The organism is Devosia rhodophyticola, assembly GCF_028816475.1.
GTDB lineage: Bacteria > Pseudomonadota > Alphaproteobacteria > Rhizobiales > Devosiaceae > Devosia > Devosia rhodophyticola.
Window position 1 is genome coordinate 221,369 of sequence record NZ_CP118247.1, and the last position, 26,332, is coordinate 247,700.

The window sequence follows — 26,332 nt, forward strand, 5'->3', positions numbered from 1 at the left end:
TTCTTCTGTCGAGCCGCATCAGTTCACCCAAATCTCGCTACCTTCGCATAGCGCGTTCTATCAACCGTCCCTCCCGGTCACAACGGCAGTAAACCAGCCGTGAACTACGGAGCCGAAGTCAATTCGGCGGAATATATCCGGAAATGTTTTCTAAACCACACATTGGCAGCTATTTGGACTGATTTGCGGCACAAATAAGAAACGCCGGCGCAAGGCCGACGTTTAACAATGTGATGTGGCTCAAGCGCAACAGCCGCGGAGGCGTTGCTTAGAGCTTGTAGAGGATCTGATCGACCCAAAAGCGCTCGAGGCGTGCAAGCGATTTATTGAGATCGCCGAAGGCATCGTCGCCAAGACCGCCGACCTTGTCGATGGATTTCAAATGACGATCATACAATTCGTCAATTACTTCAGCGACTTCTTCGCCCTTGGGTGTCAGCTTGATGCGGACCGAACGGCGATCCGAGCGTGAGCGTTCCTGAAAGATATAGCCTGTGTCGACCAGCTTTTTGAGATTGTAGGAAACGTTCGAGCCAAGATAGTAGCCGCGTGAGCGCAGTTCACCTGCGGTTAGCTCGGCATCGCCAATGTTGAACATCAAAAGGGCCTGGACAGGATTGATATCGTCCCAGCCCATGCGGTCGAACTCGTCCTTGATCAGATCGAGCAAGCGGCGGTGCAGGCGCTCAACCCGCGACACGGCTTCTAGATAGAGCGGTTTCAGGCTCTGGGTAGTGCCGGGAACCATTGCCTCGGCGACGTTGGATTTGACTGCCATTTGTGCCTCACACTGTTTTCGTACTGCGCGATTGATCGCGTCTCGTAGGGCTAAACTAGGGCACGCCACCTAAGATCGCCCTAAGCAGCACACTTAAAACTATCTTACTGAAAAAGTTCGCGAATTTGGCTTTATGAAAGGTTACACAGTGTCAGACAATTGTAACCTAAACGCGGTGTGAACGATGGCGAAATCGTTTACCATTCTGCGGTTAGTCGTGTGCCCGAGCGCGGCGATGGCGGACGCCCAGGCCAAAGATGACGATGATACTGACCAACAGAACAAGGCGGACGGCAAAGCCGAGGGCGGACATTTGCACTGCCTCGTTGCCGGTCACATAAAGGATCAGTTCGGCGACGGTTGCGCCTACCAGCATAACGGCGCCCCAGCTGGCATTGATCCAAAGTCCAACCGCTGCGAACAGACGGCATAGAGCGAATATGCCCAGCAGGATGAAGCCCTGGACACCAAATTCGGCAACCGGGCTGATCGGCCCCAGCTGGACGCCCAGCAGGCGGCTGGCATCATTGAGGCCGAGAAGTAGACTGAGCAGAGCGACGACGCGGACGTAAGGGCCGATATAAGGTGCGGTAAAATCCATGATGTATCTCTAGCGGGCGGCAAGCGCTGCGACAAGCGGGGCTATAGGCTCGCCCACTATTGGCTGATAGACATCGCGTCAGGAACGACAGGAGAATGAGATGGCAGCGGATCGGGCCAAGTCGGACATGGAATTTTTGGGTGGACGCCGGTTGCGGCGCCCCCGCGCCACGGCCTGGAGCCGCGCCATGGTCCGGGAAACCCATCTTTCGTCCGCCGACCTGATCTGGCCGATGTTTGTCATTGAGGGGCACAATGAGCGCACGGGCATAAAGACCATGCCGGGCGTCGAGCGGTTGAGTGTCGATCTTGCAGTGGAAGCGGCCAAGGCGGCGCGTAATGCAGGCATCCCGGCGCTGGCGCTATTTCCCAACACGCCTGATCACTTGCGCAGCGAAGGGGGCGATGAAGCGTTCAATCCGGACAATCTGATGTGCCGGGCGCTTACAGCTATCAAGAGTGCCGTGCCTGAAATCGGTTTGATTGCCGATGTGGCGCTGGATGAATATTCGAGCGATGGGCAAGACGGATTGGTTCTAGACGGCCAAATCCTCAATGACGAAACCATATCGGTCATGGTGCAGTCTGCCCTGGTGCAGGCGAAGGCCGGCGCGGACATTATTGCACCGTCAGACATGATGGATGGTCGGGTTTTTGCCATTCGGCAGGCACTGGACCAGAACGGGTTTGAGCATGTGCAGATCATGTCCTACGCGGCCAAATACGCGTCATGCTATTATGGACCCTTCCGCGAGGCGGTGGGCACCGGGGAGCGGCTAAAGGGCGACAAGCGCACTTACCAGATGGATTATGCCAATTCAGACGAGGCGATGCGCGAGATCGCGCAGGATCTCGATGAGGGGGCAGACAGCATTATGGTCAAGCCCGGCCTGCCGTATCTAGATATCGTCCGGCGCGCCAGGGTCAATTTCAACGTGCCGATATATGCCTATCAAGTGTCGGGGGAATACGCGATGATCGAATTTGCCAGCGCCGCGGGGAGTTTTGACCGTCAGGCGGCAATGATAGAGAGCCTTTATGCGTTCAAACGCGCGGGCTGCAATGGCGTATTGACCTATTTTGCGCTTGAAGCTGCGCGGTTGTTGAACGAATAGGCCGCGCCGACGGCCCGGATTTGACGCAAAATTTGATATTTGCTCTTGCACCGGACTTTAATCGTGCAAATCTATTGGTCATGAGCACAACCGACACAAACATGCGCCCCGAGCTTCCAGATCCCTCAACGGCCCCTGAGCTGTTCGAAGGGCTACTGCTGCGGCGGGGTACCGCTTATGTCATTGATCTGTTTATTATTTCCGCGTTGATCACCATCATTACCATCGTGGGTGTCATTGCCGGGTTTTTGACCTTTGGGCTGGCCTGGGGCGCCTTGATTTTGGTGATTCCGGCCTCGGTCGTGGTGTACTATGGCGCAACGCTTGGCTCGTTCAAGCGAGCGACGATTGGCATGCAAATGATGGATATCGTTTTGACGCCGACGCGCGGGCAGCCGCTCGACGGGTGGCTGGCGATTATTCATGCGCTGGTATTTTGGGTTACCGTTTGGATATCGTGGCCGATATCGTTGCTGTTTGCGCTGTTTACGCCGCGTCAGCAGATGATCCATGACCTGATCGTAGGAACATTGATGTTGCGCCGCTCGCCCATGGCCCGCCACTGGGAACGCAGCCACGCCAGCGACTCACCCTATTGATTATTGCGCGCGGTCGTGCGCGGTATTAAGCTGTACCGATGGGCGGAACAGGGCTCTCGATGACGGACCAGACACCAGAAAATACCCAGCTGTTCATGACAGCATCCATGCCCTGCCCCTACCTGCCCGATCGGCGGGAGAGGAAGTTATTCACGCATTTGACAGGTCGTCGCGCTTCGGCGCTGCATCACTTGCTCAGCGAAAACGGATTTCGCCGTAGCCAGAACCTGATCTATCGGCCCGCCTGCGAGGGCTGCAATGAGTGCAAGTCAGTGCGCATTGTTGCCAATGATTTTTCACCCTCGTCCCGGTTTCGCCGCGTTCTCAAGTCCAATGCTGACATTGCCGTGACGAGCTGTCCACCAGTTGCGAGTAGCGAGCAATATGATTTGTTCAAACGCTATCTCGAGACCCGCCACGAAGGCGGCGGCATGACCCAGATGTCGTATGCGGACTACGAATATATGGTGGAAGACACCCCGGTTCAGTCGGCGGTGGTGGAATATCGATTGGCGGACGACCCGGGACAGCGGCTGGTAGCGGTGGCATTGACCGACATCATGCCGGACGGATTGTCGATGGTTTACAGTTTTTACGATCCCGACCTGCAGCACCGGGGGCTCGGGAATTTTTTGATTCTTGACCATGTCGCGCAAACGCGGGCTGCCGGATTGCGCTATGTTTATCTCGGTTATTGGGTCAAGGGGTCGCCAAAAATGGCCTACAAGGCTCAATTTACTCCCCTCGAGGTGCAATCGGGGTCCAGTGGTTGGCAGCCATTGCGGTAAGCTAAGCTTGAGTGAAACGCAGAATCGGCGGACACGTCATATCAGCGTTTGAATTCAGGATTTTCATGTCTTTGATAGCAAAACTGTTTCGCCTTGGCCTGTTGGCAGGCGGGCTGGGCGCCGGACTGGTTGCAATCCTCGCCTTTTTCGGATTTGCCGTGCCAGCGTTCGATCTGTTCAACCATGGGCAAATATTCTTGCTGCCGGCAACGCTGGTTGGCTTGGTTGTGATTGCTGTTCTGTTGCGCGGGCGGCGGCGATTGGTGGCTGTTGGTATCGTGGGATTGGGATTGGTTGCGTCTGGAAGTATTCTGGTGCCTGAATATCTGGCAGGGGCTCGCGACAGACCTGCCGAACCCAGTGACCGGCCCGTCATAACGATGATGACGCACAATCTGTTCGGCCTGAATTACAAAATGAAGGAAGTGCTGGCGGCGATTCTGGCCGAAAAGCCGGATATTATCGTGTTGCAGGAATATTTTGGCGAACAGGCCAGTGATCTCGACCCGTTGCTGAAGCCAACTTACCCCTATTCCGTCCGATGCCGGGGAGGAAAGCGCGCCAATATTGCGCTCTATTCAAAGTTCAAGTTTGAGCAGGTTCTTGATGGCAATTGCCCTGACAATGCCTATGTGACGCGCAGAACAGCGCACATTACGGCTAAGTTCACCCTCGCCGATGGCACTGCATTTACAGTGATGACCACACACATGGACTGGCCGTTGCCAATTGCCCGTCAACGCGAAGAGCTGGATCGACTTAGTGCGGCCGTAAAGCTGGTGGAAGGACCGCTGGTTCTGGCGGGGGACTTCAATTCAGCCCCCTGGGCCTACGCGCTGCGCAATTTTATCGATGCCAATGGTTTTACCCGGCAGACACTCAATCTCGTGACCTATCCATTACGCTGGTTTTATCTGGGTGCCTGGCGCGACACGATCCCGTTTCTGCCGCTGGACCAAGTCCTGACGCGCAATGGCATTGTGGTGCATTCACTCAAGGCAGGCCAACGCACGGCCAGCGACCACCTACCGGTCGTGTTCAGATTTTCAGTGCAACCGACGACGCTTTAAACCTCAAGATCAAACACCATAACGCCGTCGGCGCCGCCTTCGAGCGCTGCAACGAGATTGATGGCAGCGGCCTTATGGACAGGGGCGACCAGGTAGGCGTCGCGGGCGGCGGCATCCTTGAAATCCATCGTAAAACCGTGAGCGAAGCCGCGCCCCAAGCCCTCAGGGCTGACATTGCTGCCAATATGGCAATTGACCATGCCTTCGACTGCATCCTTGAGCGCCGCGACTTCGACAAAAATCGCATCGCGTGCAGCCTGATCGACATCAGAACGGAATTTGACGAAAACGCAATGCCGGATCATGAAACTTATCCAATAAATTTGTTATTGCGGGGGAAGCCGTTGGGCGGCTGACGTCCGGCGGCGGCGCGGTCGCCAAGCCACTCGGTCAGCTCTTCCATCGGTTTGGAGAAAGTGCGGCCTGAGCTGTTGGTCCAGGTCAGACCATCGGCAGCAAAGAACGTCTTAATGTCGGAAATGCCGCCATCCTTGTAGCGCTGCAGGCGGACGCCCTTGCCGCGGCTCATGGTGGCCAGCTGGGCCAGTGAGAAGACCAGAAGCTTGCGGTTCTGCCCGATGACAGCGACGCGGTCGCCGTTAACGGGCACCATCAGGCTGGCTTCAGCGGGTGCGGCAACATTGAGGATCTGCTTGCCCTTGCGAGTATTGGCGATCATGTCATCCTCGGCCACGACAAAACCATATCCGGCGGACGATGAAATGATGCGCTTGGCTCCGGGCCGATAAAGGACGATATCGACGATGTCCTGACCTTCTTCAATGTCGACCATGATGCGAACCGGCTCACCCTGCCCGCGCCCGCCCGGCAATTTGTCGCCGCCAATGGTATAGACCTTGCCCCCGGTGGTCAGCATCAGCAGTTTGTCGGTGGTTTCGGCGTGCAGCGAAAGCTTGAGACTATCGCCAGCCTTGAAGCCTTTTTCGTCAACCTCGGTCGTGTGGCCCTTGAGCGCGCGGATCCAGCCCTTTTGCGAGAGAATGATCGTGATTGGCTCGCGCTCGATAAAGGCTTCGGTGATCTCGGCCAGATTGGTATCGGGCGCTGTGGCCAGCATTGTGCGGCGAGCACCCAAGGGGGTCTGCTTGCCGTAGTCGGCCTTCAACTCGGTAATTTGCGTGGAGATCACGCCCCATTGGCGCTTTTCCGAGCCGAGCAGCGTTTCAATGTGTTTCTGCTCTTCGGTCAGATTACCGTGTTCCTTGCGCAACTCGATTTCCTCGAGCTTGCGCAGGGACCGAAGACGCATATTAAGGATGGCTTCGGCTTGCACGTCGGACAATTCAAAGGTCGCCATCAGGCTGACCTTGGCATCATCCTCCTCGCGAATGATGCGGATGACCTCGTCAAGATTAAGATAGGCAATGATGTACCCGCCAAGAACCTCGAGGCGGTGGGCAATCTGGCCGAGGCGGAAACTGGAGCGGCGGACCAGGACTTCCTTGCGGTGCTCAAGCCAGGCCTTTAGTGCCTGAGCCAGACTCATGACCTTGGGCACAGCGCCCTTGTCCAGCACATTGAGATTAAGCGAGAAACGCGTTTCAAGATCGGAAGTCTTGAACAATTGCTCCATCAGGATTGTTGCATCGACGGTGCGCGAGCGTGGTTCGAGCACCAGCCGGATATCGTCAGAGCTTTCGTCGCGTACGTCCTTGAGCAAAGGCAGTTTTTTGGCGAGCAGCAGTTCAGCGATCTTTTCGACCAATCGCGACTTCTGGATACCGTAGGGAATTTCTGTGACGACGATGAGATAAACGCCTCGTCCGGTTTCCTCGACCTCCCACTTCGCCCGTACGCGGAACGAACCACGGCCGGTCTTATAGGCATTGATCATTGCCTCACGGCTTTCAACCATCACCCCGCCGGTGGGGAAATCGGGGCCGCGCACCAGATCATCCTGATGAGAAGGAGTCGTGAGATCCTCATGAATGAGGTCTTCGATTTCGGCCTTGGGATTATTGATGAGCTTTAGCGCGGCATTGCAGAGTTCAGCGACGTTATGTGGCGGAATGGATGTTGCCATGCCGACGGCAATGCCGGTGGACCCATTGGCGAGGAGATTGGGGAAATTTGACGGCAGAACGACGGGTTCTTCGTCTTCGCCATCGTAGGTGGCCTTGAAATCAATGGCGTCTTCAGTGATGCCCTCAAGCAGCCGGGTCGCCACATCGGTCATGCGGCTTTCAGTATAACGCATGGCAGCAGCATTATCGCCGTCGATATTGCCGAAATTTCCCTGCCCATCCACGAGCGGATAGCGCAGCGCAAAGTCCTGCGCCAGACGCACCAGCGCGTCGTAGATGGACTGATCTCCGTGCGGGTGAAACTTGCCGATGACGTCGCCGACGATACGGGCCGACTTTTTATAGCCCTGATTGGGATCAAGCTTGAGCAGGCGCATGGCGTGAATGATTCGCCGATGCACGGGCTTTAACCCATCGCGGGCGTCTGGCAGGGCGCGCTGGGTTATGGTGGAGAGTGCATAGCTCAAATACCGCTCTTCCAGCGCCCGGCGCAAATCGACGACGCGCTGATCGTCGGCGGGAGGAAGGGTTGCGTTATCGGCCATTAAGGAGGTTTCCACGAGAACGAATCAGGAAGCCACTATAGCGACTTGGCACAAAAATCGCAGGAAACGCAGCCGGTTTGGCCAGTTTTACCCGTCTATTTGTGGGTTTGAGGCATCAAAGCCGTCGCTCCGTGGGGCACGGCGTGGTGACGGATGCGCGATCAATGCGGTTGGGTCAGAAGGGCAATAAGCGAGCCACGCGTTGAAGGCGGATCAATTTGGCGTGCGCCCCAAACGTGCAAATTGAGAAAGTGCCCAGTCAGGCGGAAGGCCGCGGCAATATCATCAGGGCTGGCGGCGTCGGAGCCCGCCAGACAATGCGGCAGAACAAGCAGTCGATCGAGATAGGGTTGGGCTGCGGCGCGGGAGACGGCGCGACCGGTTTTGGGCGAAACGTGGGTCAGGTCCGATGTGACACCAGTGGCGGCGCAAACGGATAAGTCCAGGCCAAAGCCCAATTCGTCAAGAATGCTCATTTCGAAACGGGCAACAGCTACCGCATCAACCGGCTGGTCGAGCAGGCGCAAGGCCATGGCCAACAGGCGATCATGCGCATCGCGTTCGGGCAGCAGGTGCAATAGTTCGCAAATGAGTTGACTGAGATAGAGCCGTTCGCGGTCGATGATGAGTTCGGCGGCGCGGGCCTGGAGCAGTTCAACTGTGAAACTGCCCAGATTATCTTCAATGCGCGAGCGCCAAACCAGTTGCACCGAATTGCCGGGCTGCAAGGTTGCCGCGTGACGATGCGAGCGGCCGCCCCGAACCAAGCCCAAATGTCGGCCTCGCCCGACAACCATGGCTTCAGCAATGACACTGCTTTCGCCGTAGCGCCGAACACCAATCAAGAGGCCTTCACCGGTCCATTCCATGGCCGTTTGCCTCTATAGAAAATCTGTCAGCACGGCGAGGCTGGCAAGGATGGCGAGGCACCATAGCAGAACAACCACAATCGCAGCCCAACGGCTGGTGGGCCGTTCGGCCCGATGCGCTGCGGTTTGGCGAAATTCCGCCATCAAGGCCCCCGGCACAAGCTTGATCACCGCCAGAATGCCAAGCGGCACGATGAGCAAATCGTCAAGATATCCCAGTACCGGAATGAAATCGGGGATCAAATCAATCGGGGACAGGGCATAGGCTGCGATGGTTGCCGCCAGAATGCGCGCAGTCCAAGGAGTTCGTGGGTCACGAGCGGCCAGCCAAATGGCGATCACATCGCGCTTTATGGCTTTGGCCCAACGCTTGGCGCGCAGCAGAACGGTGTCTGACTCTGGTCGCGGTTCAGCTTTTTCCATGCGGGTAATCCAGACCCATTTCCCGATAGCGCTCTGGATCATCGGCCCATTTCTCGCGCACCTTGACGAACAAGAACAGGTGAACCGGCACCTCGAATATCTCCATTAACTCCTTGCGGGATTCCGCGCCAATGGCCTTGATCGTCTGGCCACCGGCCCCGAGGACGATCTTTTTGTGGGTATTGCGCGTGACGTAAACCACCTGATCAATGCGATAGGAGCCGTCTTTCTGGATCTTGAAGCTCTCGGTTTCGACCGTGGCATTGTAAGGAATTTCGTCGTGGATGCGCAAAAACAACTTTTCGCGCGTCACTTCGGCCGAAGTTATGGCCATGGTCAGGTCGGTCAAATGGTCTTCGGGAAAATGCCATGGGCCGGGGGGAATGTGCTTGACGCACCAATCCATCAGGTCCGAGACACCATCACCGCGCAGCGCCGAAATCATGAACGTGGCTTCAAAGCGCAACTTCTCGTTGATGGCCTCGGAGATTTTGAGCAGGTGCTCGCGTTTGACGGCATCGACCTTGTTGAGAATGAGAATTTTGGGGTGCCGTACACTTGCCAGCCCCTCAAGAAGTGATTCAAGGTCGGGGGTTAAACCCCTTTCTGCGTCAACGATAAATCCGACGAGGTCGGCATCGCCTGCCCCGCCCCAGGCGTTATCAACCATGGCGCGGTCAAGGCGTCGTTTGGGGGCAAAAATGCCCGGCGTATCGATGAACACCAGTTGGGCGGTATCGAGCGTGACAACGCCACGCACCTGAGAGCGCGTGGTTTGGGCCTTGTGGGTGACAATGGAGACCTTGGTGCCCACCAGCGAATTGAGCAGCGTGGATTTTCCCGCGTTTGGGGCACCCACCAGGGCAATGAAGCCACAACTGGTTTCTGCGGGATCGGGTGTCATGCTGGTTCCTTCCAGACTTTCTGGCGTACCAGGAATATTTCAGCGGCCTTGTGCTCGGCAATTTTCTTGGATGGCCCGGTCGCACTGATCGGCTCAAATGCGCCAACGCCAACCGCGATTGTAAACTCTGGCGCGTGATCGGGACCGGTGCGCTCAACCTGAATGTAACTAGGCGGCTCAAGGCCGCGCGCCTGTGCCCATTCCTGAAGGGTGGTTTTGGCGTCGGCGCGGTCGGCCTGCCCGACGGTGAAATGATCGCCGAACATGCGTTCAACAAACTCATAGGCCTTGCCCAGACCACCATCGCAGAAAATGGCACCGATAATGGCTTCGGTAACGTCGCCCAGAATAGCATCTTTTTCGGCACCGCCGGTGCGCGCTTCGCTTTCGCCCAGATTGAGCTCGGGACCAAGGTTCAACTCGCGCGCAATGATAGCGCAGGTTTCCTTGCGAACCAGCGAATTAAGGGTGCGCGAAAGCTCGCCCTCGTTGGCCTTTGGCAGTTTGCGGAACAGCATGTCCGCCACGACCAACCCCAGAACGCGGTCGCCAAGAAATTCTAGCCGTTGGTATGATCTATCAATCCGCTTTGCGGGTGAAATGGCGCTGGAATGGGTCAGGGCCCGATCCAGAAGATCGGGATCGGCGAACTGATAGCCTAACCGCTGTTCCAATCCGGTTCGGGAGCGCGCGCGTGATCTCATTGATAGACGGATTGGAACATTCTGTCCCAGCGCACATTGGCAGGCCACTGCCAGATCTGCCAGGGTGGGATGTTGTCTTTTATCGAGAAGAACCGGGCTTCAGCCTTGGCGACCAGATTGGTTTCGGGAACAAAGCCGACGGCGGAAAGTACCCGGCTATCTGCCGAGCGGTCGCGATTGTCACCCATCATGAAGAAGTGGCCAGCGGGAACGACATATTCCTGGGTATTGTCAAGCGGACCATTGTCGGAAATTTCCTGGATGATGTGGCTGCTCCCTTCGGGGAAGGTCTCGCGATAGACGGTCACTTCGCGGGTATCGCCACTGCTGTCCGTATCCTCGGCGGTGCCAATTTTTTCGCGTTCGACCATGACGTCATTAATATAGAGACGGCCCTGCTTCATCTGAACGCGATCACCCGGCATGCCGACAACGCGCTTTATATATTCAACCGTTTGCGGCACAGGGCGGAAAACGGCGACATCGCCACGATCGGGCGAACGTCCCAGAATGCGGCCGGAGATCGGCAGCTCAAAATCAAGAAGGGTAAAATTGCCGTAGCGACCGAGCGAGAACGAGTGTTTGCCGTAACCCCAGACGTATTTGTTGGCGACGAAATAGTCACCGATCATCAGGGTTTGCTGCATTGATGCAGTCGGAATGGAAAACGGCTGGTAGAGAAAAGAACGTAGGACAATGGCAATCAGCAGCGCCTCAACCACGACGACAATGGTTTCCCAGGCCTCGCCGGCGGCGGACTTGGGGGCAGCTTTTTGGGTCGACTGGCTCATTGAAATCCCCGAATTACAGGCGTTGTGGTTAGAACTTTGCGCCGCTTGGGTCAACCGGAAGCGCTTCGATGATGACAAAGGCCTGCGCCAACCCGGCATCGTCGGTAATGGTCAAATGTATGTGGGGCGCATGCCCCGGCGGAACAAGTCTGGCCAGAGCCTTGGCGGCACCATTGGTCAGGGCCATGGTCGGTTTGCCGGTCGGCAGATTGACAACGCCCATATCGCGCCAATAGACGCCGAAGTTAATGCCGGTTCCCAGTGCCTTGGAGCACGCTTCCTTGGCCGCGAAACGCTTGGCATAGGAGGCGGCACGCTGGGCGCGGCGGTCAGATTTGCGACGCTCGATTTCAGTAAAGCACCGATTGGTGAAGCGATCGCCATAGCGGACAAGCGTTTGCTCGACGCGACCGATCTGGCAGAGATCGGAGCCCAGGCCGACGATCAACCCCCTACCCCCTGTATGCCGCGGCTGCCGGGTTTGACAGGCGGAATGGCGGCCAGTTCAGGGGGCAAATCATCGGGAGAATAGGCCTTGACCTCATATTCAATCAGCGAAACCAGCGGCACACCGATATCGGCCCCGCCCTGCGAGCGATCAATGATGCACGCGGCAGCGACCACATCCGCGCCGAGCGCCTTCATGGTGTCGATACATTCGCGGATCGAAATGCCGGTCGAGACGATGTCTTCGACCACAATGATTTTTTCGCCGGGGGCGACTGAGAAATTGCGGCGCAGCTCGAACTTGCCATCAACGCGCTCGGTATAGATGGCGGGCAAACCTAGGTGGCGCGCGGTTTCATAGCCTGGAATGATGCCGCCGACGGCGGGCGATACGACCTGGGCAATGTCCGCGTAACCGGCCGCGCGGATTTTTTCGGCCAGCGCCTTGCACAGGATTTCGGTCTTTTCAGGCTGGCGGAAGACGAGGGTTTTTTGCAGAAACGTGGCTGAACGCAGGCCTGAAGACAGAATGAAATGACCTTCAAGGATGGCATCGCAAGAGCGGAAAACCGCCAAAACTTCGTCTTTGGTCATGCCTTTTTCTCCATCTCGCTAGCACCTTCCCATTCAAGGGTCGAAATCATGCTGGCTTCCTGCACGCTTGCGCGCTGCGCTGCGGATACACCGGGGCTTCGTTTGAGCGTTGCCAACACATCCGTCAACTGGGCCAAATCGCGCACCTCGACTTCGAAGATCATATGATGGAAATCAGGGGAGATCATGCGCATCACCAGATTGTTGATATTGGCGTCACAGGCCGCAATTGCGGCGGAAATCTGGGCGAGCGAACCGGGACGATTGACCGATTCCATGGTGATGACAACGGGATAGAGCTGTTCGCTGTCGCCAATGTCCCAACGCACATCGACCCAGGCAACGTCGCTATCATGCATCGGCACCAGCGCATCGGAATGGATGGGGTAAATTTGCATCGGCTGATCCGGCTGCATGATGCCGACGAGGCGGTCGCCAGGCACAACGCCCTCGTTTGAAATTTCGATCTGCATATGGAAATCGAGTTGAGCAAGGGCCGCCTTGGCGCGTGGACCAGAGCGCTGGCCGCCGGGCACACGGAACTTGAACTGGTCGGTCGCGCGCAGGGCAAACCAGCCATCGGCTGTGTTGGCAACCGGCATTTCCATTTTGCGGCGGCGCTTGCGCAGGCCTTTGACCTCGGCAAGCTCCTCGGCCAGCGGTTCGGCGCCCAATTTGCCTTCACCTACGGCAATCAGGAGATCGCGCTTGGTGGGGAAGCCAAGCCCCTCGGCCAACGTCTTGCCCTCCTCATCATCAAGAAGGACGCCTTCGCGTTCGAGCATCATGCCCAACACATGTTCGCCCAAGGCGTGGGCGCGTTGTGCGGCGGCCTGGCGGACGGCGCGGCGAATGGCGGCACGCGCCTTGCCGGTCGCGGCGATACCAATCCAGTTTGATGGCGGGAGATGGTTTTGATCGCGAATGATCTCGACTTCATCGCCCGAGCGCAGTTGTGTCACCAGCGGCAGGATCGCGCCATTGATCTTGGCGCCAACGCAGGTATCGCCGATGTCGGTATGCAGCGCATAAGCGAAATCGATCGGGCTGGCGCCGCGCGGCAGGGCGATAAGACGCCCGCGCGGGGTGAAGCAAAAAACCTGATCCTGGAACAGTTCAAGCTTGGTATATTCAAGGAAATCTTCGCTTGAGGCGCCCGCCGTCAGGTGACCGATGGTGGTGCGGAGCGACCCGTAGGCGTGGCTCTCCTGCTCCAACCGGCTCATGTCTGCCGATGAACCGTCCTTATAAAGAGCATGCGCGGCAATGCCGTATTCGGCAATCCGGTCCATTTCCTCGGTGCGAATCTGCAGTTCGGCGCGTTGACGCCCCGGACCGACAATCGTTGTATGAATTGAGCGGTAGTCGTTGTGCTTGGGGACGGAAATATAGTCCTTGAAGCGCCCGGGGACGACTTTCCATTTGGTGTGAATCACCCCAACCGTGCGATAACAATCCTCGACAGTCTCAACGATGACGCGGAAACCGATCATGTCGGAGAGCTGCTCGAGCGCAATGGATTTGCGGTCGATCTTGGTGAAAATCGAAAACGGCGATTTTACCCGCGCCTTGACCCGTCCGACGATCCCTTCAGCGTCGAGACGCTCCATCAACTCATCATTTATCGACGCAATGGTCTCGCTGTATTCGGTCTGCATTTCCGACAGCCGCGCGGTGATAGCGCTGTAATGGTCATGCTGAAGGATACGAAATGAGATGTCCTCGAGCTCGTTGCGCATGTCCTGCATACCCATGCGTCCGGCCAGCGGCGCATAAATATCCATGGTTTCCTGGGCAATGCGCGCGCGCTTTTCGGTCGGCATGAAATGGAGCGTGCGCATGTTGTGCAAGCGATCGGCCAATTTGACCAGCAGCACCCGCACATCCTTGGATATGGCGAGCAGTAGTTTGCGCAGATTTTCTGCCTGAGCCTCTTCGCGCGACACAAGATTAAGACGCTCGATCTTGGTCAGGCCATCAACAATGGCTCCGATCTCGGCGCCGAACATATTGTCGATCTCAGTGCGCGTCGCATCGGTGTCTTCAATTGTGTCATGCAGCAAGGCAACGGCGATGGATGCATCGTCGAGCTTTAGTTCGGTCAGAATGGCGGCAACTTCAAGCGGATGGTTGAAGTATGGATCGCCCGAGGCGCGCTTCTGCGAGCCATGCTTTTGCATGGCGTAGACATAGGCTTTATTCAAAAGCTGCTCGTCGGCGTTCGGGTTATAAGCCTGAACTCGCTCGACAAGTTCGTATTGACGCATCATGGGTGGGCGCTCTTGCTGACAAATCAACTTAACCGTTGATTGCAAAAACGAAAAGGGCACCAGACGCGAGTCCGATACCCTTTTTCAATTATCTTGTTTGGCTTGCCAAATATCCCTGATCAACAGAAAGGGTTTAATCAGCGCCATTTACGGCTCGAGGTCAGTCATCACGCCGTTCTGGTGGGGCAAGGCTCTCGATGCCACGCAGCAGTTCATCTTCGCTGATCGTGTCGAACGCAATCGAATCATCATTGTCCGACCCCGAACCAAGACGGGGTGCGGCGTGTTCTTCGGGCTCATCAACTTCGACATATTTCTGCAGCGAATGGATCAAGTCTTCACGCAGATCTTCAGGGGAAATAGCGCCATCGCCGATTTCGCGCAGCGCAACAACGGGGTTTTTGTCATTGTCGCGGTCAACGGTGATCTGTGCGCCAGAGGAGATCATGCGCGCGCGGTGGGCGGCCATGAGTACGAGATCGAAGCGGTTTTCGATCTTTTCAATGCAGTCTTCAACGGTGACGCGGGCCACGGACGTCTCCAAATTTTATGGAAAGAGCGCCCTCCTTACACGAGCGCCATAGCGTTGACAAGTTTTCCCGGCAGATAGCCACTCTCTTGCTACTTATACCCATAACATGCGAATACCGAACTTAAACGCAGTTGCAAATTTCAACCATTCCAACCTAATATTACCAATGTTCGCTGGGTCGTCTCGCATTTGAAGACGACACAGTCAGGAGGCTAAATGGCCATAGACCCCCGTGAAAAAATTGTCTTGTTTATTGATGGCGCAAATCTTTATGCCACATCCAAGGCAATAGGCACTGATATCGACTATCGTCGTCTGCTGACTGAATTTCAGTCCAAGGCCTATATGTTGCGCGCCTATTACTACACAGCGCTTGTCGAGGATCAGGAATACTCATCCATCCGCCCTTTAATCGATTGGCTTGACTACAACGGATACACCGTTGTGACCAAAGCGGCCAAGGAATTCACCGACGCGACCGGTCGTCGCAAGGTGAAAGGCAATATGGATATTGAACTGGCAGTGGACGCGCTGGAAATGGCGTCTCACTTCGATCACATGGTGCTGTTTTCCGGTGACGGCGACTTTACCGCGCTGGTCGCAGCACTGCAGCGCAAAGGCAAGCGGGTGACCGTGGTCTCGACTTTGACAACGTCAACGCCCATGATTTCGGACGATTTGCGCCGTCAGGCTGACTTTTTCTGGATGTGGCAGACCTCGCCAAGACAGTGGGGCGCGCTGCTGTCCCCTATCAGGATCGTAACATTGCCATGACGGAAGACGACTAGGGACTTTAGCCGCGTCCGCCGTCCTTCATGATGCGGGCCTTGTCGCGATTCCAGTCGCGATTGCGCTCGGTTTCGCGCTTGTCATAGTTCTTCTTGCCCTTGCCCAAGCCGATCAGCAGCTTGGCGCGCCCCTGGTCGTTGAAATAGAGCTTTAGCGGCACAATGGTATTGCCGGCACGCGAAACGGCTGCATCCAAGCGCGTCAGTTCCTTGCGGGAAACCAGTAATTTACGGTGGCGCTTTTCTTCGTGATTGAAGCGATTTGCCTGCAGGAATTCGGGGATATGGCAGTTGATCAGCCACAGCTCACCGCCTTCCGGGGAAGCATAAGATTCGGTGATCTGCGCCTTGCCCAGACGCAAAGACTTTACCTCGCTCCCCGTCAGCATAATGCCGGCTTCGAGGGTGTCGACAATTTCATAATCGTAGCGGGCGCGCCGGTTTTCAGCCACGAGACCGTGACTGATGACGCCCGATTTTGATTTATCATTCCTGGGGGCCATGAGCCGCTCAGATCAGACCGGCGTGAGCCAGCGCCACATCAATTGCGTCTTCGGTTGAACGGGCAATCGGCACCAATGGCAGGCGCAGTTCATTTTTGCAAAGGCCCAGCCGTTCGGCCGCATATTTAATGCCCGTGGGATTTGGCTCGATGAAGATGGCTTTGTGCAGATGCACGAGCTTGTCCTGAAGCTGGATTGCGGTGGCGTAATCGCCGGCCAATGTCGCCTCCTGCAATTGTGAACACAGCTTTGGCGCCACGTTTGCCGTAACCGAGATACACCCGGTGCCGCCATGCGCGTTAAATCCGAGCGCCGTCATATCTTCGCCAGAGAGCATGATGAAATCGTCGCCTAATCTGGCGCGCGTGAGGCTGGCGCGACCGAGGTCGGCGGTCGCGTCCTTTACAGCGATAATATTGGCGTGTGCCTCGTGCAGGCGAGCAATGGTGTCCACGGTCAGATCGACGACCGTGCGACCGGGCACGCTATAAAGCACAATCGGCAAGCCAACGCTGCTGGCTATGGCCGAGAAATGATGAAACAGCCCTTCCTGATTGGGGCGATTGTAGTAAGGCACCACGCAAAGCACCGCATCGGCGCCCGCAGATTCTGCAAACTTTGCCAGGGAAATCGCTTCGGCTGTCGAGTTGGAACCAGCACCGGCGACAACCGGCACGCGCTTATCGGTCACCTCAATGCAGATTTCCACGATGCGGCGATGTTCTTCATGGCTGACCGTGGGGCTTTCACCAGTCGTGCCAACGGGCACCAAACCATGCGATCCCTGCTTGATCTGCCAATCGACAAACGCCGAGAAGGCTTTCTCATCAACTGCCCCGTTGGAGAAGGGGGTCATGAGTGCCGGAATAGAACCTCGGAGCATTTGTCTGCTTTTCCTTGATTTGCGCCACACTTGTGCCGCGCGCTGATGTAAATCTTGTGGTTGCACCACGTCGGCGCAACCAAGTGGCGCACCATACTTTTTGTTATGTCGCTCCACAAGGGAACGCAAGCAACAACGATCTGGCAAAGCCAACAACGGTTGGCCAAGCAACGATATATTCACCCCGTTGGGGTAAATCAGGGTTTAACCGCGAGGGTGGGGGCACCTTGTCGGCTGCAAATCAACGCAGGACGACACCATAATGAACAACAGCGTTGCCGTTCGTTTGTTCGCATTGCTGCTCGGCGCGACGTGTCTGGCGCCCGTTGCTCCCACTGTGGCCAACGAGACTATCGACCAAACCACGACCGGCAGCATCAATGCCAATGTGGATGTTTCAACCGCCCTATCCCGTGGCACCGTCGGCTTCAGCAAAACGCTGGACTTGCTTGTTGTTGGGGATGCCGTAAGCGCTTATGCCAGTGCCAAGAGCCTGGGCAATACGGAACGACGCGCCATTCAATGGGCGGCAATCTATTTCAACAGTGGCAAAATCGACGCGGACAGTGTTTCCCGCTTTGCCAAGGACGCGCCCGACTTCGCCTCCCCTGGTCTTTACAAAACCCGGCTGGAGCAATCGCTGAGCGCAGAATCCCCGACTGCCGAGACAATTATTGCGCGCCTTGGCGGGGCCGTTCCCAATACGATTGATGGGCAAATATCGCTGGCGTCAGCCTATGCGGCGGCCGGACAAAAGGAGCGCGCGGCCACGTTGGCGCGCAACATCTGGGTTGAAAATTACCTGACGGGCGAGCAGGAAACCAAGGTATTGGACACTTTGGGCACGCTGCTGACGCGCGAGGCCCACTGGGCGCGCGCGGTGCATTTGATGATGAACGACAGGGCCAGCGGCAGCGAGCGCTTATTGCCTATGTTGAGCACGGGACAACAATCGCTGGTTGTGGCACGCGCCGCAGTATCGCGGAACGAAAGCAACGCCAAGGCCCTTCTCGACAAGGTTGATCCTGCCTTTCAGAATGATCCGGTCTATATTTTCTCGCGAGTTCAACGGGCGCGACAGGCGGGGCTGCTCGACAGTGCCGTCGATTGGCTGGCCAAGGCAAAAGGCGATCTGCCGGACGCGGACGACTGGTGGTATGAGCGCAGAACGCTGCTGCGCGCGGCGCTAAGCGCGGGCAAGGCGACGACTGCGTACGTCGCGGCGGCGGGTTATACCAAGGGGCCGGAAGGGCGGCTGGTCGATGCCAGCTTTCATGCCGGTTGGATTGCACTGTCATTTCTGAATGATGCCAACAGCGCCAAAGCCCATTTCCTCAAGATGCGGTCAATGTCCACCCTGCCCGACACCATTACGCAAGCCAACTATTGGTTGGGGCGAGCCGAGGCACGGTTGGGGAATGTCGCGGACGCCAAGGCCGCGTACGAAAAGGCCGCAGAATATGGCATGGTCTATTATGGTCTGTTGGCGCGGGCCGAGTTGGGCCTGCACGGGGTGGACCTGCGCCCTCTGCCCGCCTGGCAACAAAGTGAAAGCCTGTTCAATGGCCGCGAGGTTGTAAAGGCTATTCGGTTGTTTGCTGCCAATGGCCGCAACGACTATGCCGAACCCTTGCTTCGACATTTTGGAACCGGCCTGACCAATGCTGGCGAGTTGTTGCTGGCAGCGCGGCTGGCGCAGGAAATCGGCGCGCACCAATTGGCGATTTCTATCGCTGACGCGGCTGAACGGCGCGGAATACCGCTGGATCTGTTCAACTATCCCAAGGATGGTATTCCGGCGGACACCAAGATTTTTGCGGACCGGGCTGCCGTCTATGCAGTTGCACGGCAGGAATCGCGGTTTCAAATCGATGCCGTTTCGAGGTCTGGTGCGCGCGGGCTGATGCAATTGATGCCCGGCACGGCCAAGGACACGGCCAAAGCGGCGGGCGTTGATTATTCGCCTGCAAAATTGACTAGCGATGTTCGCTATAATGCGTTGCTGGGTTCAACCTATCTCGGGGCGCAACTGTCGCGCTATGATGGATCGTTGGTGTTGGCGGCGGCTGCCTACAACGCGGGGCCTGGCAATGCGAACAAGTGGATTGCCGCTTTTGGCGATCCGCGACTGGACAATGTTGATCCCGTGATCTGGGTCGAACTCATTCCATTTCAGGAAACGCGCAAATATGTACAACGGGTTCTGGGCAACTATCTGGTTTACCGCGAACGGCTTGGGCACAATGATTTGACCATCACCCAGGCACTGCGCAAAATCGAGTAGACGAATTCATTTTTGACATTCGAACGCGCCACTATCACCTTGCCCGGAAAGGGCGAGCAAGGGTAAGCCTTTGATTGTATTTATCAGCAAGGCGATCCCGATGGTCCGCAAGCGCAAAGTTCCTTCCGATCACGCAGCCTTTGCCGATTTGCCGGTGCAGATGGTTACGCTGGACAGGGGCGACGCGCTGGTCGCTGCGCATGTTTCGGGCACGCTTTCCAGCACAGCAATGCCGCTTATTTGCCTTGCCGGATATCACCGCAACATGAGCGATTTTACCCAATTTCGGATGTTGTATCGGCATGCGATGAGCAATCAACAACCGTTGATATTGATGGATCTGCGCGGACGGGGGCGATCAACCGATCGCGCCAACGCCAATGAATATGGCTCACCGCGCGACGCGCGCGATGTCGCTGACGTAGTCAATGCCCTCGGAATAGAGAAGGCGGTAATTCTGGGCCAGGGGTATGGCGGCCAAGTGGGCATGTTGCTGGCCTCGCAACGACCTGGACTGATTGCAGGTATGGTGTTGGTCGACACGGGGCCGGTAACCGACTCGCGTGGCCTCGTTCGGCTGCGCCAGAATGTGCAGCATATTGAAAGCCTGAGGGGCACCGAGGTCGTAACCCAGGGATTCCGCCGCATGCTGCAAGGGGACTATCCGGGGGCGAACGAGACCCATATCGAAATATTGATGGGACGCAGCCATTTCATCGACAAGCGTGGTCGAGCGCGCCCGCTCTATGACCCGCGACTGATCAAGGCGCTGGAGGCGTTTGGTCATGAAGATGTGCTGATGGCGCAGTGGCCGTTTTTTGATGGTTTGGCGACGGTACCGCTTTTGTTGATGCGCACCCAACTTACCGACCAGGTCAGGCGCGACACGTTTGAACAAATGACCAAACGCCGCCCGGACGCCCAAACCGTCGCCATCGAGGGGCAAGGCTCGCCGGCCCTGTTTGATCAGCTCCACGAGGTGCAGGCCGTCGCCCGATTTGTTGCGCAGATCGCAAACGTCTGACGCCACTTTAGATGCGATCAGCTCTTTTTTGACAGTTTCTTTGCCTGCGCAATCCAGCTTTCACGGGTGACCCGCCCTTTGAAGCTCAAATGTGTGTCCATCCAGTCGGCATTTGCCTTGGTCCATCCTGCAATTTGATCGAAATGAAATACGCCGAGCTCATTAAGCGTTGATTCAATTTTCGGACCGATCCCCTTGATTTGCTTGAGATCGTCCTTGCCGGGTGGGCGCGGTGTCGCGAGCGCGGCAGGTTTTGGATCGGCCGGTTTGCGAGGGCGTGCAGGCTTGGTGGAAGTCGCCCTGGATTTGGACTTGCGAACTGGTTTGGGCTTGGGTTTCGGTGGCTCTGCGGCTGTTGTAGGAGTTGGATCTTCTGCAGCGACCGCAGGGCGAATATCGGGTTCGGCCTTCGGGACGGGCTCAGGTTCGGGCGGTGAACTCATGGCCAGTCTGACGGCTGGGTTGATCGGGCGCGCGCGCGGCGGCGGCGCCTGCTCTACTGGCTTGGGGACTTGCGGTGGTTGGACTTTAGGTACTTCGATCGGGATGGGCGCACTCTTTTCGCTGTCTTGATTCTGATGCGACGATCGCAGCGTGGCTTTGCGCATGGCGTAGCCAATAAGGCAGCCAAGCAGATAGGCGATCAACAAGAGCAGCGCGGTTTCGCCGAGATAGGCCAGATTGAACATTTGAATTTCTGCTTACACGTGAGATTTGCCGCTGCGCCAGCCAACGACAAGTCCGATGATGGCCGCAATGGCCAGAAAAGGCCACAGATGCAGGGCCAGATAGAGCAATGCGCTAAAGTTCACCACATCACCCGATCAATAGTGCTGATCAAGAATTGTCACGCCAATGCGTCGATTTTGCCGCCGCCCGGCTGCAGTATCATTGCTGGCAATTGGCTGGCTTTCGCCGAATCCGACAGCATAGAGCCGTGCAGCGAGGATATTGCGCTCGACCAAGGCATTCACGACGGCCTCTGCCCGAGCGACAGACAGAGCAAGATTGAGCGATGCGTCACCCTCATCGTCGGTATGACCTTCAATTTGCACAATCGTATCGGGACACATGGCCAAATCGGTCGCTAAAATATCGAGTGCGGCCTTGGAATTATTCGATATCAGCGCGGCGCCGGATTGGAACAGGATTGTTTCCTTGGTGGAAAAATCAGCAACTGTAGCGCGGCAATTGTCGAGGGCGGTTGGCGCGGAAATGTTCACGCTCCAGTCAGCTGCGTTTGGCAACGCCGCCAAACTTGCGGCTATTCCATCTGCCTTTGCCTGATCCGAGGCCTTTCCTGAAAGCGACCAGGTTCCGTCCTTGAACGCCAACGTGCCCGGAGACAGCGTCATCAAATTGCGCAGGCCCGCTTCGGCAGAAGCGATGAACGTGCCCGGCGCCATGGCGGCAATATCAATATTTTGGGTTGAAGCCGCTAAAATGACACCGAAATAGCTTCGCGCGGCCGACGTGGGAACGCTGCCCGTCAAGCTGGTTTGGCCATCTGCATCGCGACTGGCAGCAAAAGCATAAGTCGGATCAACCGCAGGGATTTCGGGCTCGGCGGCAACTTCGGGTGCGGCGTCAGGTTCAGCGGCTTGTGGGGCAGCGGGTTCAGCTGCCTCAACGACTGGTTTGGGCGGCGCTTCATCGGGAGGAGCGACTTCCTGAATTACTGTATTATCGCGGGACCATTCGGCGGCAGGTGTAGCAGCAGCTGCCAAGTCAGTGTCGATGCCCTCCCTGCCCGTTTCGGTTGTCTCGCCACTAATGGACCAGACGCTTCCATCGTAGGCGACAATGCCGCTATTCAGATTGCCCAGTACATCAAGAGCGGCCAATGTGTCGTCGCCAAAGTGATCGGGCGCATTGGGTTCAATGCTCAATTCGTTCTGAACGTCGTCCCCTGCGCGAACGGCAAGGAAGCGTTTGAGGCTGTCAGTTGGCACCGAACCAGCCAGCTTGACCGTTCCGTCAGCGTCGCGACTAACCGACCATACGTAAGGTTTTGCGGGCGCCGGTGGAGCGGCAGGCTCACGAATGTCCACCGTCCAAGCCGCGATTTCGACCTGATTGGCAAGTGCGGTGAGCAAGTCGGGTGTTGTTGACGCGTTGGCATCGCCGGACAGTGTCCAACGCGCCCCATCGAACCGCAGCGCACCAGTTTCGAGCTGCATCAATGCATCAAGTCCAGCGGCGGCGCTCGATGCAAAACCGTCGGGCGCACCTTTCGAAATGGATGAAGAATCAACGCTCTGATCGCCGGACTTCATATCCAGATTCCGCTTCAGGTCTGCGGTCGGCACATTGCCGGTAATGGCAACATAGCCGTCGGCGGCACGGACCGCGGACCAGATATAGGGCGTAACTGCAACCGGTTCCGGTCCCGATATCGACAATGACCAGCCACTACTCTCCAACCCCTGTGCGGCAAAAGCTGTTTGCAGCGTCGCCTTTTCAGCGTCGCTGGCAACCTGTCCGGAAAGCGTCCAATTGCTGCCATCGAAACTGACCGCGCCAGACCCAACCTCGTTGAGCAGATTGAGCCCAGTTAGTGCCGAAGAAACGAATTCTTCCGGTGCGCCAGACGCGAGTTCGGTCTTGTCGGTGCCTTTGGCCGTCATGGCAGCCAAAATCCGGGACTGGGATTTTTCGTCGGGGGAATAGCCTGATAGATTGATCGTTCCCGAGGGTATTTTGGTTGCGGCCCAAATGAACGGTTCAGCAGTTGGGGCGGAAAAACTGATGTTGGCGAAGCCAAAACCTTGGGGTGCGCCATTTTTCTGCAGGTTTAACAATGCCTTGTAGTTGGCAGACGTATCTGTTGTTCCCTCCAGGCTTAAAGCGCCGCCACGTAGCTCAAAGCTGCCGGTCGACATTTTCTGAAGTGCGGCTATCCCAAAATCGAGGGCTGACTGGAAATATTGTGGTGCGTTGCGGCCCAGCGAAACGCGGCTGACGTCGGCCTCTGGCAATTTCGCCAAGCGGTCGCGCGTCGCCTCGTCGGGCGCGTAACCTTCAAAACGGATTTGCCCGCTGGCGCTAAGGGTTGCGGATAGCTGATAGTTGGTAACATTGGGTGGCTCGAGCACAACGATTGTCCCGCTGGGCTTGAGCTCTTCGGTGACGATCTCGGCTGTTTTTATATCGGGCGGCGCACCGGTCAGCGTCCGATGACCGTCTATGATAGTGGTTGTTCCGTGATCAAGGCGGACCAAATTTTTCAATAGAATCCGGGTGTTACCGTCAAAGTCTGCCGGTGCACCTGATGCAAGCGAGAGGCCAGTTGCCACGGGATAACCCGAACTATCCGCTGTACGGAAGCGCTCAACCAAGGCTTCATCGGGCGCGTAACCGCTGATGGCGATTTTCTTACCGTCGAATTTGGCGGACCATTCGTAGGGCGCGGCGAGCGGTGGCGCAATGGTGACGTCACCCAAGGCTATGCCCGACGGGGTGTCGCGTTCGAGCGAACCGAGAAGTTCGCCATAGGCGCGCTCGGATTTGGCGCGTCCCGACAGACGAAGTGTCAGATCAGAGAGTTCGGCCTTACCCTCGTCGAGATAGTTCAGCTTTTGCAGGGCGAAATTGACGCCTGACTGCCATTTGTCGCGTTGGGGCGCGCCGGATCGAACGGCGAGCAGATTGCTGGATGGATTAGCGCTGGCGACAAGTTCATCTCGGGCAGCGAGGTTGGGTACACCGCCGGTCAACGTCAGCGCGCCAGCGTCAAGTGAGGCAGAAATGGTGAAGGGTTTTGCGAGCGGGGCTATAGCAATGTCGGTGCTGACGCTGCGAATGCCAAAGAGATCGGCGACACGCGACCGGGCTGCATTTGCGTTCAACTCATCGGTTGTCGTGCCGACCAGAATGGCATCCTGCCCCCTCACCTCAATCTCTGCCCAATTATAACCATTGGCAGAAAGGTCGGCGGTAGCACGGGTTTGCAGATCAGTCGCCACACTGCCTTCGGTCGCGAGCGTCGACAAAGCGGTACCACCCAGAATCACCACCACACCTGGGACGATCCATCGAGCAAAGGTCTTGAGCATCTGAAATCCGAACAGCTAACCGCAACGGTGCTAGGCTAATGCATTTCACCGGCAAATTAAATCAAAATTCCAGACATAACATATTGATATATATGGATTAATTTGCTGGATTTTCGCCGGAATTGCATAGGGTCGAATTTTTAAGAGAATCAATGATTCTGGCAATCGGCCGCACAAAAAAGAAAGGCCCGGCTTGCGCCGGGCCTTTCAATTCGCCGAAGCGAGTTAGGCTTATTCGAAGGACTTTGCAGCCTTGAAGGTAACCTTGTAAGCGCCGTTCTGGTGCGCTTCGCCCTTGAGGGACGAAGTGAAACCACCACCTGGAGCCCAAGCCAGCTGAGCCGAACCGTAGAAGTCGGTCTGGCTGGTGTTGGACAACGTAGTAGGAGCTGGCAGAACTGGAGCAGCATTGGTGCCATAGACGCCAACTTCACCGGTAACCGTGATGGTTTCCGTAACAGCTGCAACCAACTGGGCAGCAATCTGGTAACCGTCAGGACCCATGTTGTCGTTATAGTAGCGACCACCAAGGTTGATCTTGACGCCGTCGGTAACAGTTGCGCCAACCGAACCACCGAAGCCGTAATCGGTGCCGATATCAACACCACCGACGGAACCGCCAGTGAATTCGCCCGACAGAGCGATGGTGAACATGTCGAACGTGCCCTGAGCGGACAGCAGACCGTTCCAGTACGTCTGGTCGGCTGGGTTGTTGTGGCTAGCAGCAAATGCGCCGCGAAGCTTGAACGCATCGAACGTGCCGGTGAAACCAGCATGCATTGCGTAATCTTCGATGTTGCCATCAAGCACGCCACCGGCGAGCGCGGTCAAGTGAGCCGAAATGCTTTCGCCAGCATAGGACACAACACCAACAAGGGTACCGGCATCCGTGATCGTACCGTCGTCGAGATTTTCAAGACCCAATCCGACCTTCACGCCGTTGCCGACATCGGAAACGATCTGAATGGAGATCTCGCCTTCCTGAGGCTTGTCCTTCTTGAACATAACGCCCGTGTCAGCTTCTTCCGAGTTGAAGAGGCCGAGGAAGTTGAATGGCTCGTCGTCGCCGAAGTTAGCGATCGAAGATTTTTTACCAGCCATGATGACGGTCGAGTCGCCAACCTGAACGTAAGCTTCGTCGACTTTCCAAAGGCCCTTGTCGGTGTTAATGCCCTTGTTCACAGCAGCAGCACCCGAGCCAGTGTCGTCGTCGGAAGTGAATTCGACTTCGTTGCGAACGCGGGTTTCGGTAATGGACTTGAGCTTGATGACTGCCTTGGCAGCACCGAAGTCGCTGTCAGCAGTGCCAACAAACTTCAACCACGCTTCAAGCTGCGATTCCCAATCGTTATCACCAGTAGAGGGATAATTGTATCCATCAGCATTATAAGTACCAGCGTCGGCAGCGTCGGCGCCTTCAAGCGAGCCACCGGCAAACGGATCGTCGGCGGAAACGGTGGTTACGCCATACTTGCCCTTGTAGTCGCCCCAGTTGAATTCATACGAAACGCCGCCAGAGATCTGCAGGCAGTTGGTTTCGGAAGAAATCGTCAGGCCGGAAAGACCGAGTGCGTCACAGACGTCGAGCGAGGTGAGGACACCCAAATCGGCAGCATAACCTGCAGTCGAGAGACCGACAGCAGCGACAGAACCGAGAATAAGGCTCTTGAGTTTCATTATTGACCTCCAAAGTCAGTCATATTTGATACCGGGTTGTCCGG

At 56.7% G+C, this 26,332-nt stretch carries 24 protein-coding genes and 1 pseudogene; 7 read left to right on the plus strand and 18 right to left on the minus strand.

The genetic code is table 11. The features are described 5' to 3' along the window. Positions 1-268: 268 nt before the first annotated feature. Both ldtR and PSQ90_RS01135 read right to left on the minus strand, forming a co-directional pair. Positions 269-778, minus strand: coding sequence for a transcriptional regulator LdtR (gene ldtR, locus PSQ90_RS01130; RefSeq protein WP_282211606.1), 510 nt, complete (start codon positions 776-778; stop codon positions 269-271). A 211-nt stretch (positions 779-989) separates the two neighbouring features. Then, positions 990-1,379, minus strand: a complete 390-nt coding sequence (locus tag PSQ90_RS01135) for a hypothetical protein (protein WP_282211607.1) — start codon at positions 1,377-1,379, stop codon at positions 990-992. A 100-nt stretch (positions 1,380-1,479) separates the two neighbouring features. Here PSQ90_RS01135 and hemB point away from each other — a divergent pair, with 100 nt between their 5' ends. The 4 genes from hemB to PSQ90_RS01155 all read left to right on the plus strand — a co-directional run bounded on the left by hemB (position 1,480) and on the right by PSQ90_RS01155 (position 4,950). After that, positions 1,480-2,493 carry a porphobilinogen synthase gene (hemB, locus tag PSQ90_RS01140; protein WP_282211608.1) on the plus strand — a complete coding sequence of 338 codons (1,014 nt, stop codon included), beginning with the start codon at positions 1,480-1,482 and terminating at the stop codon, positions 2,491-2,493. An 80-nt stretch (positions 2,494-2,573) separates the two neighbouring features. Continuing rightward, a complete protein-coding gene (locus tag PSQ90_RS01145; RefSeq protein ID WP_282211609.1) occupies positions 2,574-3,092 on the plus strand; it encodes an RDD family protein in 519 nt (172 codons plus the stop codon). Between the two features lie 59 nt (positions 3,093-3,151). Then, a complete protein-coding gene (locus PSQ90_RS01150) occupies positions 3,152-3,880 on the plus strand; it encodes an arginyltransferase (RefSeq protein ID WP_282211610.1) in 729 nt (242 codons plus the stop codon). Positions 3,881-3,945: 65 nt separating this feature from the next. Further along, complete coding sequence (locus tag PSQ90_RS01155; RefSeq protein WP_282211611.1) at positions 3,946-4,950, plus strand: endonuclease/exonuclease/phosphatase family protein; 1,005 nt, start codon at positions 3,946-3,948, stop codon at positions 4,948-4,950. Here PSQ90_RS01155 and PSQ90_RS01160 read toward each other — a convergent pair. The 11 genes from PSQ90_RS01160 to rpoZ form a co-directional block, all read right to left on the minus strand. Beyond that, positions 4,947-5,255 carry a Dabb family protein gene (locus tag PSQ90_RS01160; RefSeq protein WP_282211612.1) on the minus strand — a complete coding sequence of 103 codons (309 nt, stop codon included), beginning with the start codon at positions 5,253-5,255 and terminating at the stop codon, positions 4,947-4,949. The two genes, PSQ90_RS01155 and PSQ90_RS01160, sit on opposite strands and share 4 nt — an antisense overlap. A 5-nt stretch (positions 5,256-5,260) precedes the next feature. Next, positions 5,261-7,540 (minus strand): DNA topoisomerase IV subunit A, encoded by a 2,280-nt coding sequence (gene parC / locus PSQ90_RS01165; protein WP_282211613.1) that lies wholly within the window; start codon positions 7,538-7,540, stop codon positions 5,261-5,263. A 161-nt stretch (positions 7,541-7,701) separates the two neighbouring features. Next, entirely contained in the window at positions 7,702-8,409 is a 708-nt protein-coding gene (gene recO / locus PSQ90_RS01170) for a DNA repair protein RecO (protein WP_282211614.1), read from the minus strand. 12 nt (positions 8,410-8,421) lie between these two features. Continuing rightward, positions 8,422-8,832, minus strand: a complete 411-nt coding sequence (locus PSQ90_RS01175) for a YkvA family protein (RefSeq protein ID WP_282211615.1) — start codon at positions 8,830-8,832, stop codon at positions 8,422-8,424. Continuing rightward, entirely contained in the window at positions 8,819-9,736 is a 918-nt protein-coding gene (gene era / locus PSQ90_RS01180) for a GTPase Era (RefSeq protein WP_282211616.1), read from the minus strand. The genes PSQ90_RS01175 and era overlap by 14 nt, the downstream gene beginning before the upstream one ends. Continuing rightward, complete coding sequence (rnc, locus tag PSQ90_RS01185; RefSeq protein WP_328517517.1) at positions 9,733-10,410, minus strand: ribonuclease III; 678 nt, start codon at positions 10,408-10,410, stop codon at positions 9,733-9,735. Before rnc ends, era begins: the two co-directional genes overlap by 4 nt. Before the next feature lie 26 nt (positions 10,411-10,436). Continuing rightward, complete coding sequence (lepB, locus tag PSQ90_RS01190; protein WP_282211618.1) at positions 10,437-11,231, minus strand: signal peptidase I; 795 nt, start codon at positions 11,229-11,231, stop codon at positions 10,437-10,439. Between the two features lie 28 nt (positions 11,232-11,259). Then, positions 11,260-11,679: a holo-ACP synthase gene (gene acpS / locus PSQ90_RS01195; protein ID WP_282211619.1), complete on the minus strand. Its 420-nt coding sequence runs from the start codon at positions 11,677-11,679 to the stop codon at positions 11,260-11,262. After that, positions 11,676-12,272 carry an orotate phosphoribosyltransferase gene (gene pyrE / locus PSQ90_RS01200; RefSeq protein ID WP_282211620.1) on the minus strand — a complete coding sequence of 199 codons (597 nt, stop codon included), beginning with the start codon at positions 12,270-12,272 and terminating at the stop codon, positions 11,676-11,678. The genes acpS and pyrE overlap by 4 nt, the downstream gene beginning before the upstream one ends. Next, on the minus strand, positions 12,269-14,542 hold the full coding sequence (locus PSQ90_RS01205) for a RelA/SpoT family protein (protein WP_282211621.1): 2,274 nt from the start codon (positions 14,540-14,542) through the stop codon (positions 12,269-12,271). Before PSQ90_RS01205 ends, pyrE begins: the two co-directional genes overlap by 4 nt. Before the next feature lie 160 nt (positions 14,543-14,702). Continuing rightward, on the minus strand, positions 14,703-15,074 hold the full coding sequence (gene rpoZ, locus PSQ90_RS01210) for a DNA-directed RNA polymerase subunit omega (protein WP_282211622.1): 372 nt from the start codon (positions 15,072-15,074) through the stop codon (positions 14,703-14,705). A gap of 216 nt (positions 15,075-15,290) precedes the next feature. Between rpoZ and PSQ90_RS01215 the strand changes: the two are divergent. After that, a pseudogene (locus PSQ90_RS01215) lies at positions 15,291-15,862 on the plus strand (LabA-like NYN domain-containing protein). 5 nt (positions 15,863-15,867) lie between these two features. Here the strand turns inward: PSQ90_RS01215 and smpB are convergent. Together smpB and dapA are read right to left on the minus strand one after the other, a co-directional pair. Further along, positions 15,868-16,365 (minus strand): SsrA-binding protein SmpB, encoded by a 498-nt coding sequence (gene smpB / locus PSQ90_RS01220; protein WP_282211623.1) that lies wholly within the window; start codon positions 16,363-16,365, stop codon positions 15,868-15,870. Between the two features lie 7 nt (positions 16,366-16,372). Further along, the gene (gene dapA, locus PSQ90_RS01225; protein ID WP_282211624.1) at positions 16,373-17,248 is read right to left on the minus strand and encodes a 4-hydroxy-tetrahydrodipicolinate synthase; all 876 of its coding nucleotides are present in this window, start codon (positions 17,246-17,248) and stop codon (positions 16,373-16,375) included. A 262-nt stretch (positions 17,249-17,510) separates the two neighbouring features. On the opposite strand from dapA, the gene PSQ90_RS01230 reads away from it, so the two are divergent. Both PSQ90_RS01230 and PSQ90_RS01235 read left to right on the plus strand, forming a co-directional pair. Further along, positions 17,511-19,532 carry a lytic transglycosylase domain-containing protein gene (locus PSQ90_RS01230; RefSeq protein ID WP_282211625.1) on the plus strand — a complete coding sequence of 674 codons (2,022 nt, stop codon included), beginning with the start codon at positions 17,511-17,513 and terminating at the stop codon, positions 19,530-19,532. Between the two features lie 100 nt (positions 19,533-19,632). After that, the gene (locus PSQ90_RS01235) at positions 19,633-20,556 is read left to right on the plus strand and encodes an alpha/beta fold hydrolase (protein ID WP_282211626.1); all 924 of its coding nucleotides are present in this window, start codon (positions 19,633-19,635) and stop codon (positions 20,554-20,556) included. Between the two features lie 17 nt (positions 20,557-20,573). Here the strand turns inward: PSQ90_RS01235 and PSQ90_RS01240 are convergent, their stop codons facing one another. The 3 genes from PSQ90_RS01240 to PSQ90_RS01250 all read right to left on the minus strand — a co-directional run bounded on the left by PSQ90_RS01240 (position 20,574) and on the right by PSQ90_RS01250 (position 26,288). Beyond that, positions 20,574-21,245, minus strand: coding sequence for a hypothetical protein (locus PSQ90_RS01240; RefSeq protein ID WP_282211627.1), 672 nt, complete (start codon positions 21,243-21,245; stop codon positions 20,574-20,576). A gap of 135 nt (positions 21,246-21,380) precedes the next feature. Next, positions 21,381-24,611: an OmpA family protein gene (locus tag PSQ90_RS01245; protein ID WP_282211628.1), complete on the minus strand. Its 3,231-nt coding sequence runs from the start codon at positions 24,609-24,611 to the stop codon at positions 21,381-21,383. 231 nt (positions 24,612-24,842) lie between these two features. Further along, positions 24,843-26,288 carry a hypothetical protein gene (locus PSQ90_RS01250; protein WP_282211629.1) on the minus strand — a complete coding sequence of 482 codons (1,446 nt, stop codon included), beginning with the start codon at positions 26,286-26,288 and terminating at the stop codon, positions 24,843-24,845. Positions 26,289-26,332 lie beyond the last annotated feature (44 nt).

Excerpts from the sequence above, each read along its gene's own strand:
- PSQ90_RS01150 (WP_282211610.1), top strand. The coding sequence starts at position 3,152 with ATGACGGACCAGACACCAGAAAATACCCAGCTGTTCATGACAGCATCC.
- hemB (WP_282211608.1), top strand. The coding sequence starts at position 1,480 with ATGGCAGCGGATCGGGCCAAGTCGGACATGGAATTTTTGGGTGGACGC.
- PSQ90_RS01245 (WP_282211628.1), bottom strand. The coding sequence starts at position 24,611 with ATGCTCAAGACCTTTGCTCGATGGATCGTCCCAGGTGTGGTGGTGATT.
- PSQ90_RS01175 (WP_282211615.1), bottom strand. The coding sequence starts at position 8,832 with ATGGAAAAAGCTGAACCGCGACCAGAGTCAGACACCGTTCTGCTGCGC.
- pyrE (WP_282211620.1), bottom strand. The coding sequence starts at position 12,272 with ATGACCAAAGACGAAGTTTTGGCGGTTTTCCGCTCTTGCGATGCCATC.
- PSQ90_RS01250 (WP_282211629.1), bottom strand. The coding sequence starts at position 26,288 with ATGAAACTCAAGAGCCTTATTCTCGGTTCTGTCGCTGCTGTCGGTCTC.
- PSQ90_RS01205 (WP_282211621.1), bottom strand. The coding sequence starts at position 14,542 with ATGATGCGTCAATACGAACTTGTCGAGCGAGTTCAGGCTTATAACCCG.
- smpB (WP_282211623.1), bottom strand. The coding sequence starts at position 16,365 with ATGGCCCCCAGGAATGATAAATCAAAATCGGGCGTCATCAGTCACGGT.
- PSQ90_RS01160 (WP_282211612.1), bottom strand. The coding sequence starts at position 5,255 with ATGATCCGGCATTGCGTTTTCGTCAAATTCCGTTCTGATGTCGATCAG.
- PSQ90_RS01235 (WP_282211626.1), top strand. The coding sequence starts at position 19,633 with ATGGTCCGCAAGCGCAAAGTTCCTTCCGATCACGCAGCCTTTGCCGAT.
- ldtR (WP_282211606.1), bottom strand. The coding sequence starts at position 778 with ATGGCAGTCAAATCCAACGTCGCCGAGGCAATGGTTCCCGGCACTACC.
- PSQ90_RS01135 (WP_282211607.1), bottom strand. The coding sequence starts at position 1,379 with ATGGATTTTACCGCACCTTATATCGGCCCTTACGTCCGCGTCGTCGCT.
- era (WP_282211616.1), bottom strand. The coding sequence starts at position 9,736 with ATGACACCCGATCCCGCAGAAACCAGTTGTGGCTTCATTGCCCTGGTG.
- PSQ90_RS01230 (WP_282211625.1), top strand. The coding sequence starts at position 17,511 with ATGAACAACAGCGTTGCCGTTCGTTTGTTCGCATTGCTGCTCGGCGCG.
- parC (WP_282211613.1), bottom strand. The coding sequence starts at position 7,540 with ATGGCCGATAACGCAACCCTTCCTCCCGCCGACGATCAGCGCGTCGTC.
- lepB (WP_282211618.1), bottom strand. The coding sequence starts at position 11,231 with ATGAGCCAGTCGACCCAAAAAGCTGCCCCCAAGTCCGCCGCCGGCGAG.
- recO (WP_282211614.1), bottom strand. The coding sequence starts at position 8,409 with ATGGAATGGACCGGTGAAGGCCTCTTGATTGGTGTTCGGCGCTACGGC.
- PSQ90_RS01240 (WP_282211627.1), bottom strand. The coding sequence starts at position 21,245 with ATGTTCAATCTGGCCTATCTCGGCGAAACCGCGCTGCTCTTGTTGATC.
- PSQ90_RS01145 (WP_282211609.1), top strand. The coding sequence starts at position 2,574 with ATGAGCACAACCGACACAAACATGCGCCCCGAGCTTCCAGATCCCTCA.
- PSQ90_RS01155 (WP_282211611.1), top strand. The coding sequence starts at position 3,946 with ATGTCTTTGATAGCAAAACTGTTTCGCCTTGGCCTGTTGGCAGGCGGG.
- dapA (WP_282211624.1), bottom strand. The coding sequence starts at position 17,248 with ATGCTCCGAGGTTCTATTCCGGCACTCATGACCCCCTTCTCCAACGGG.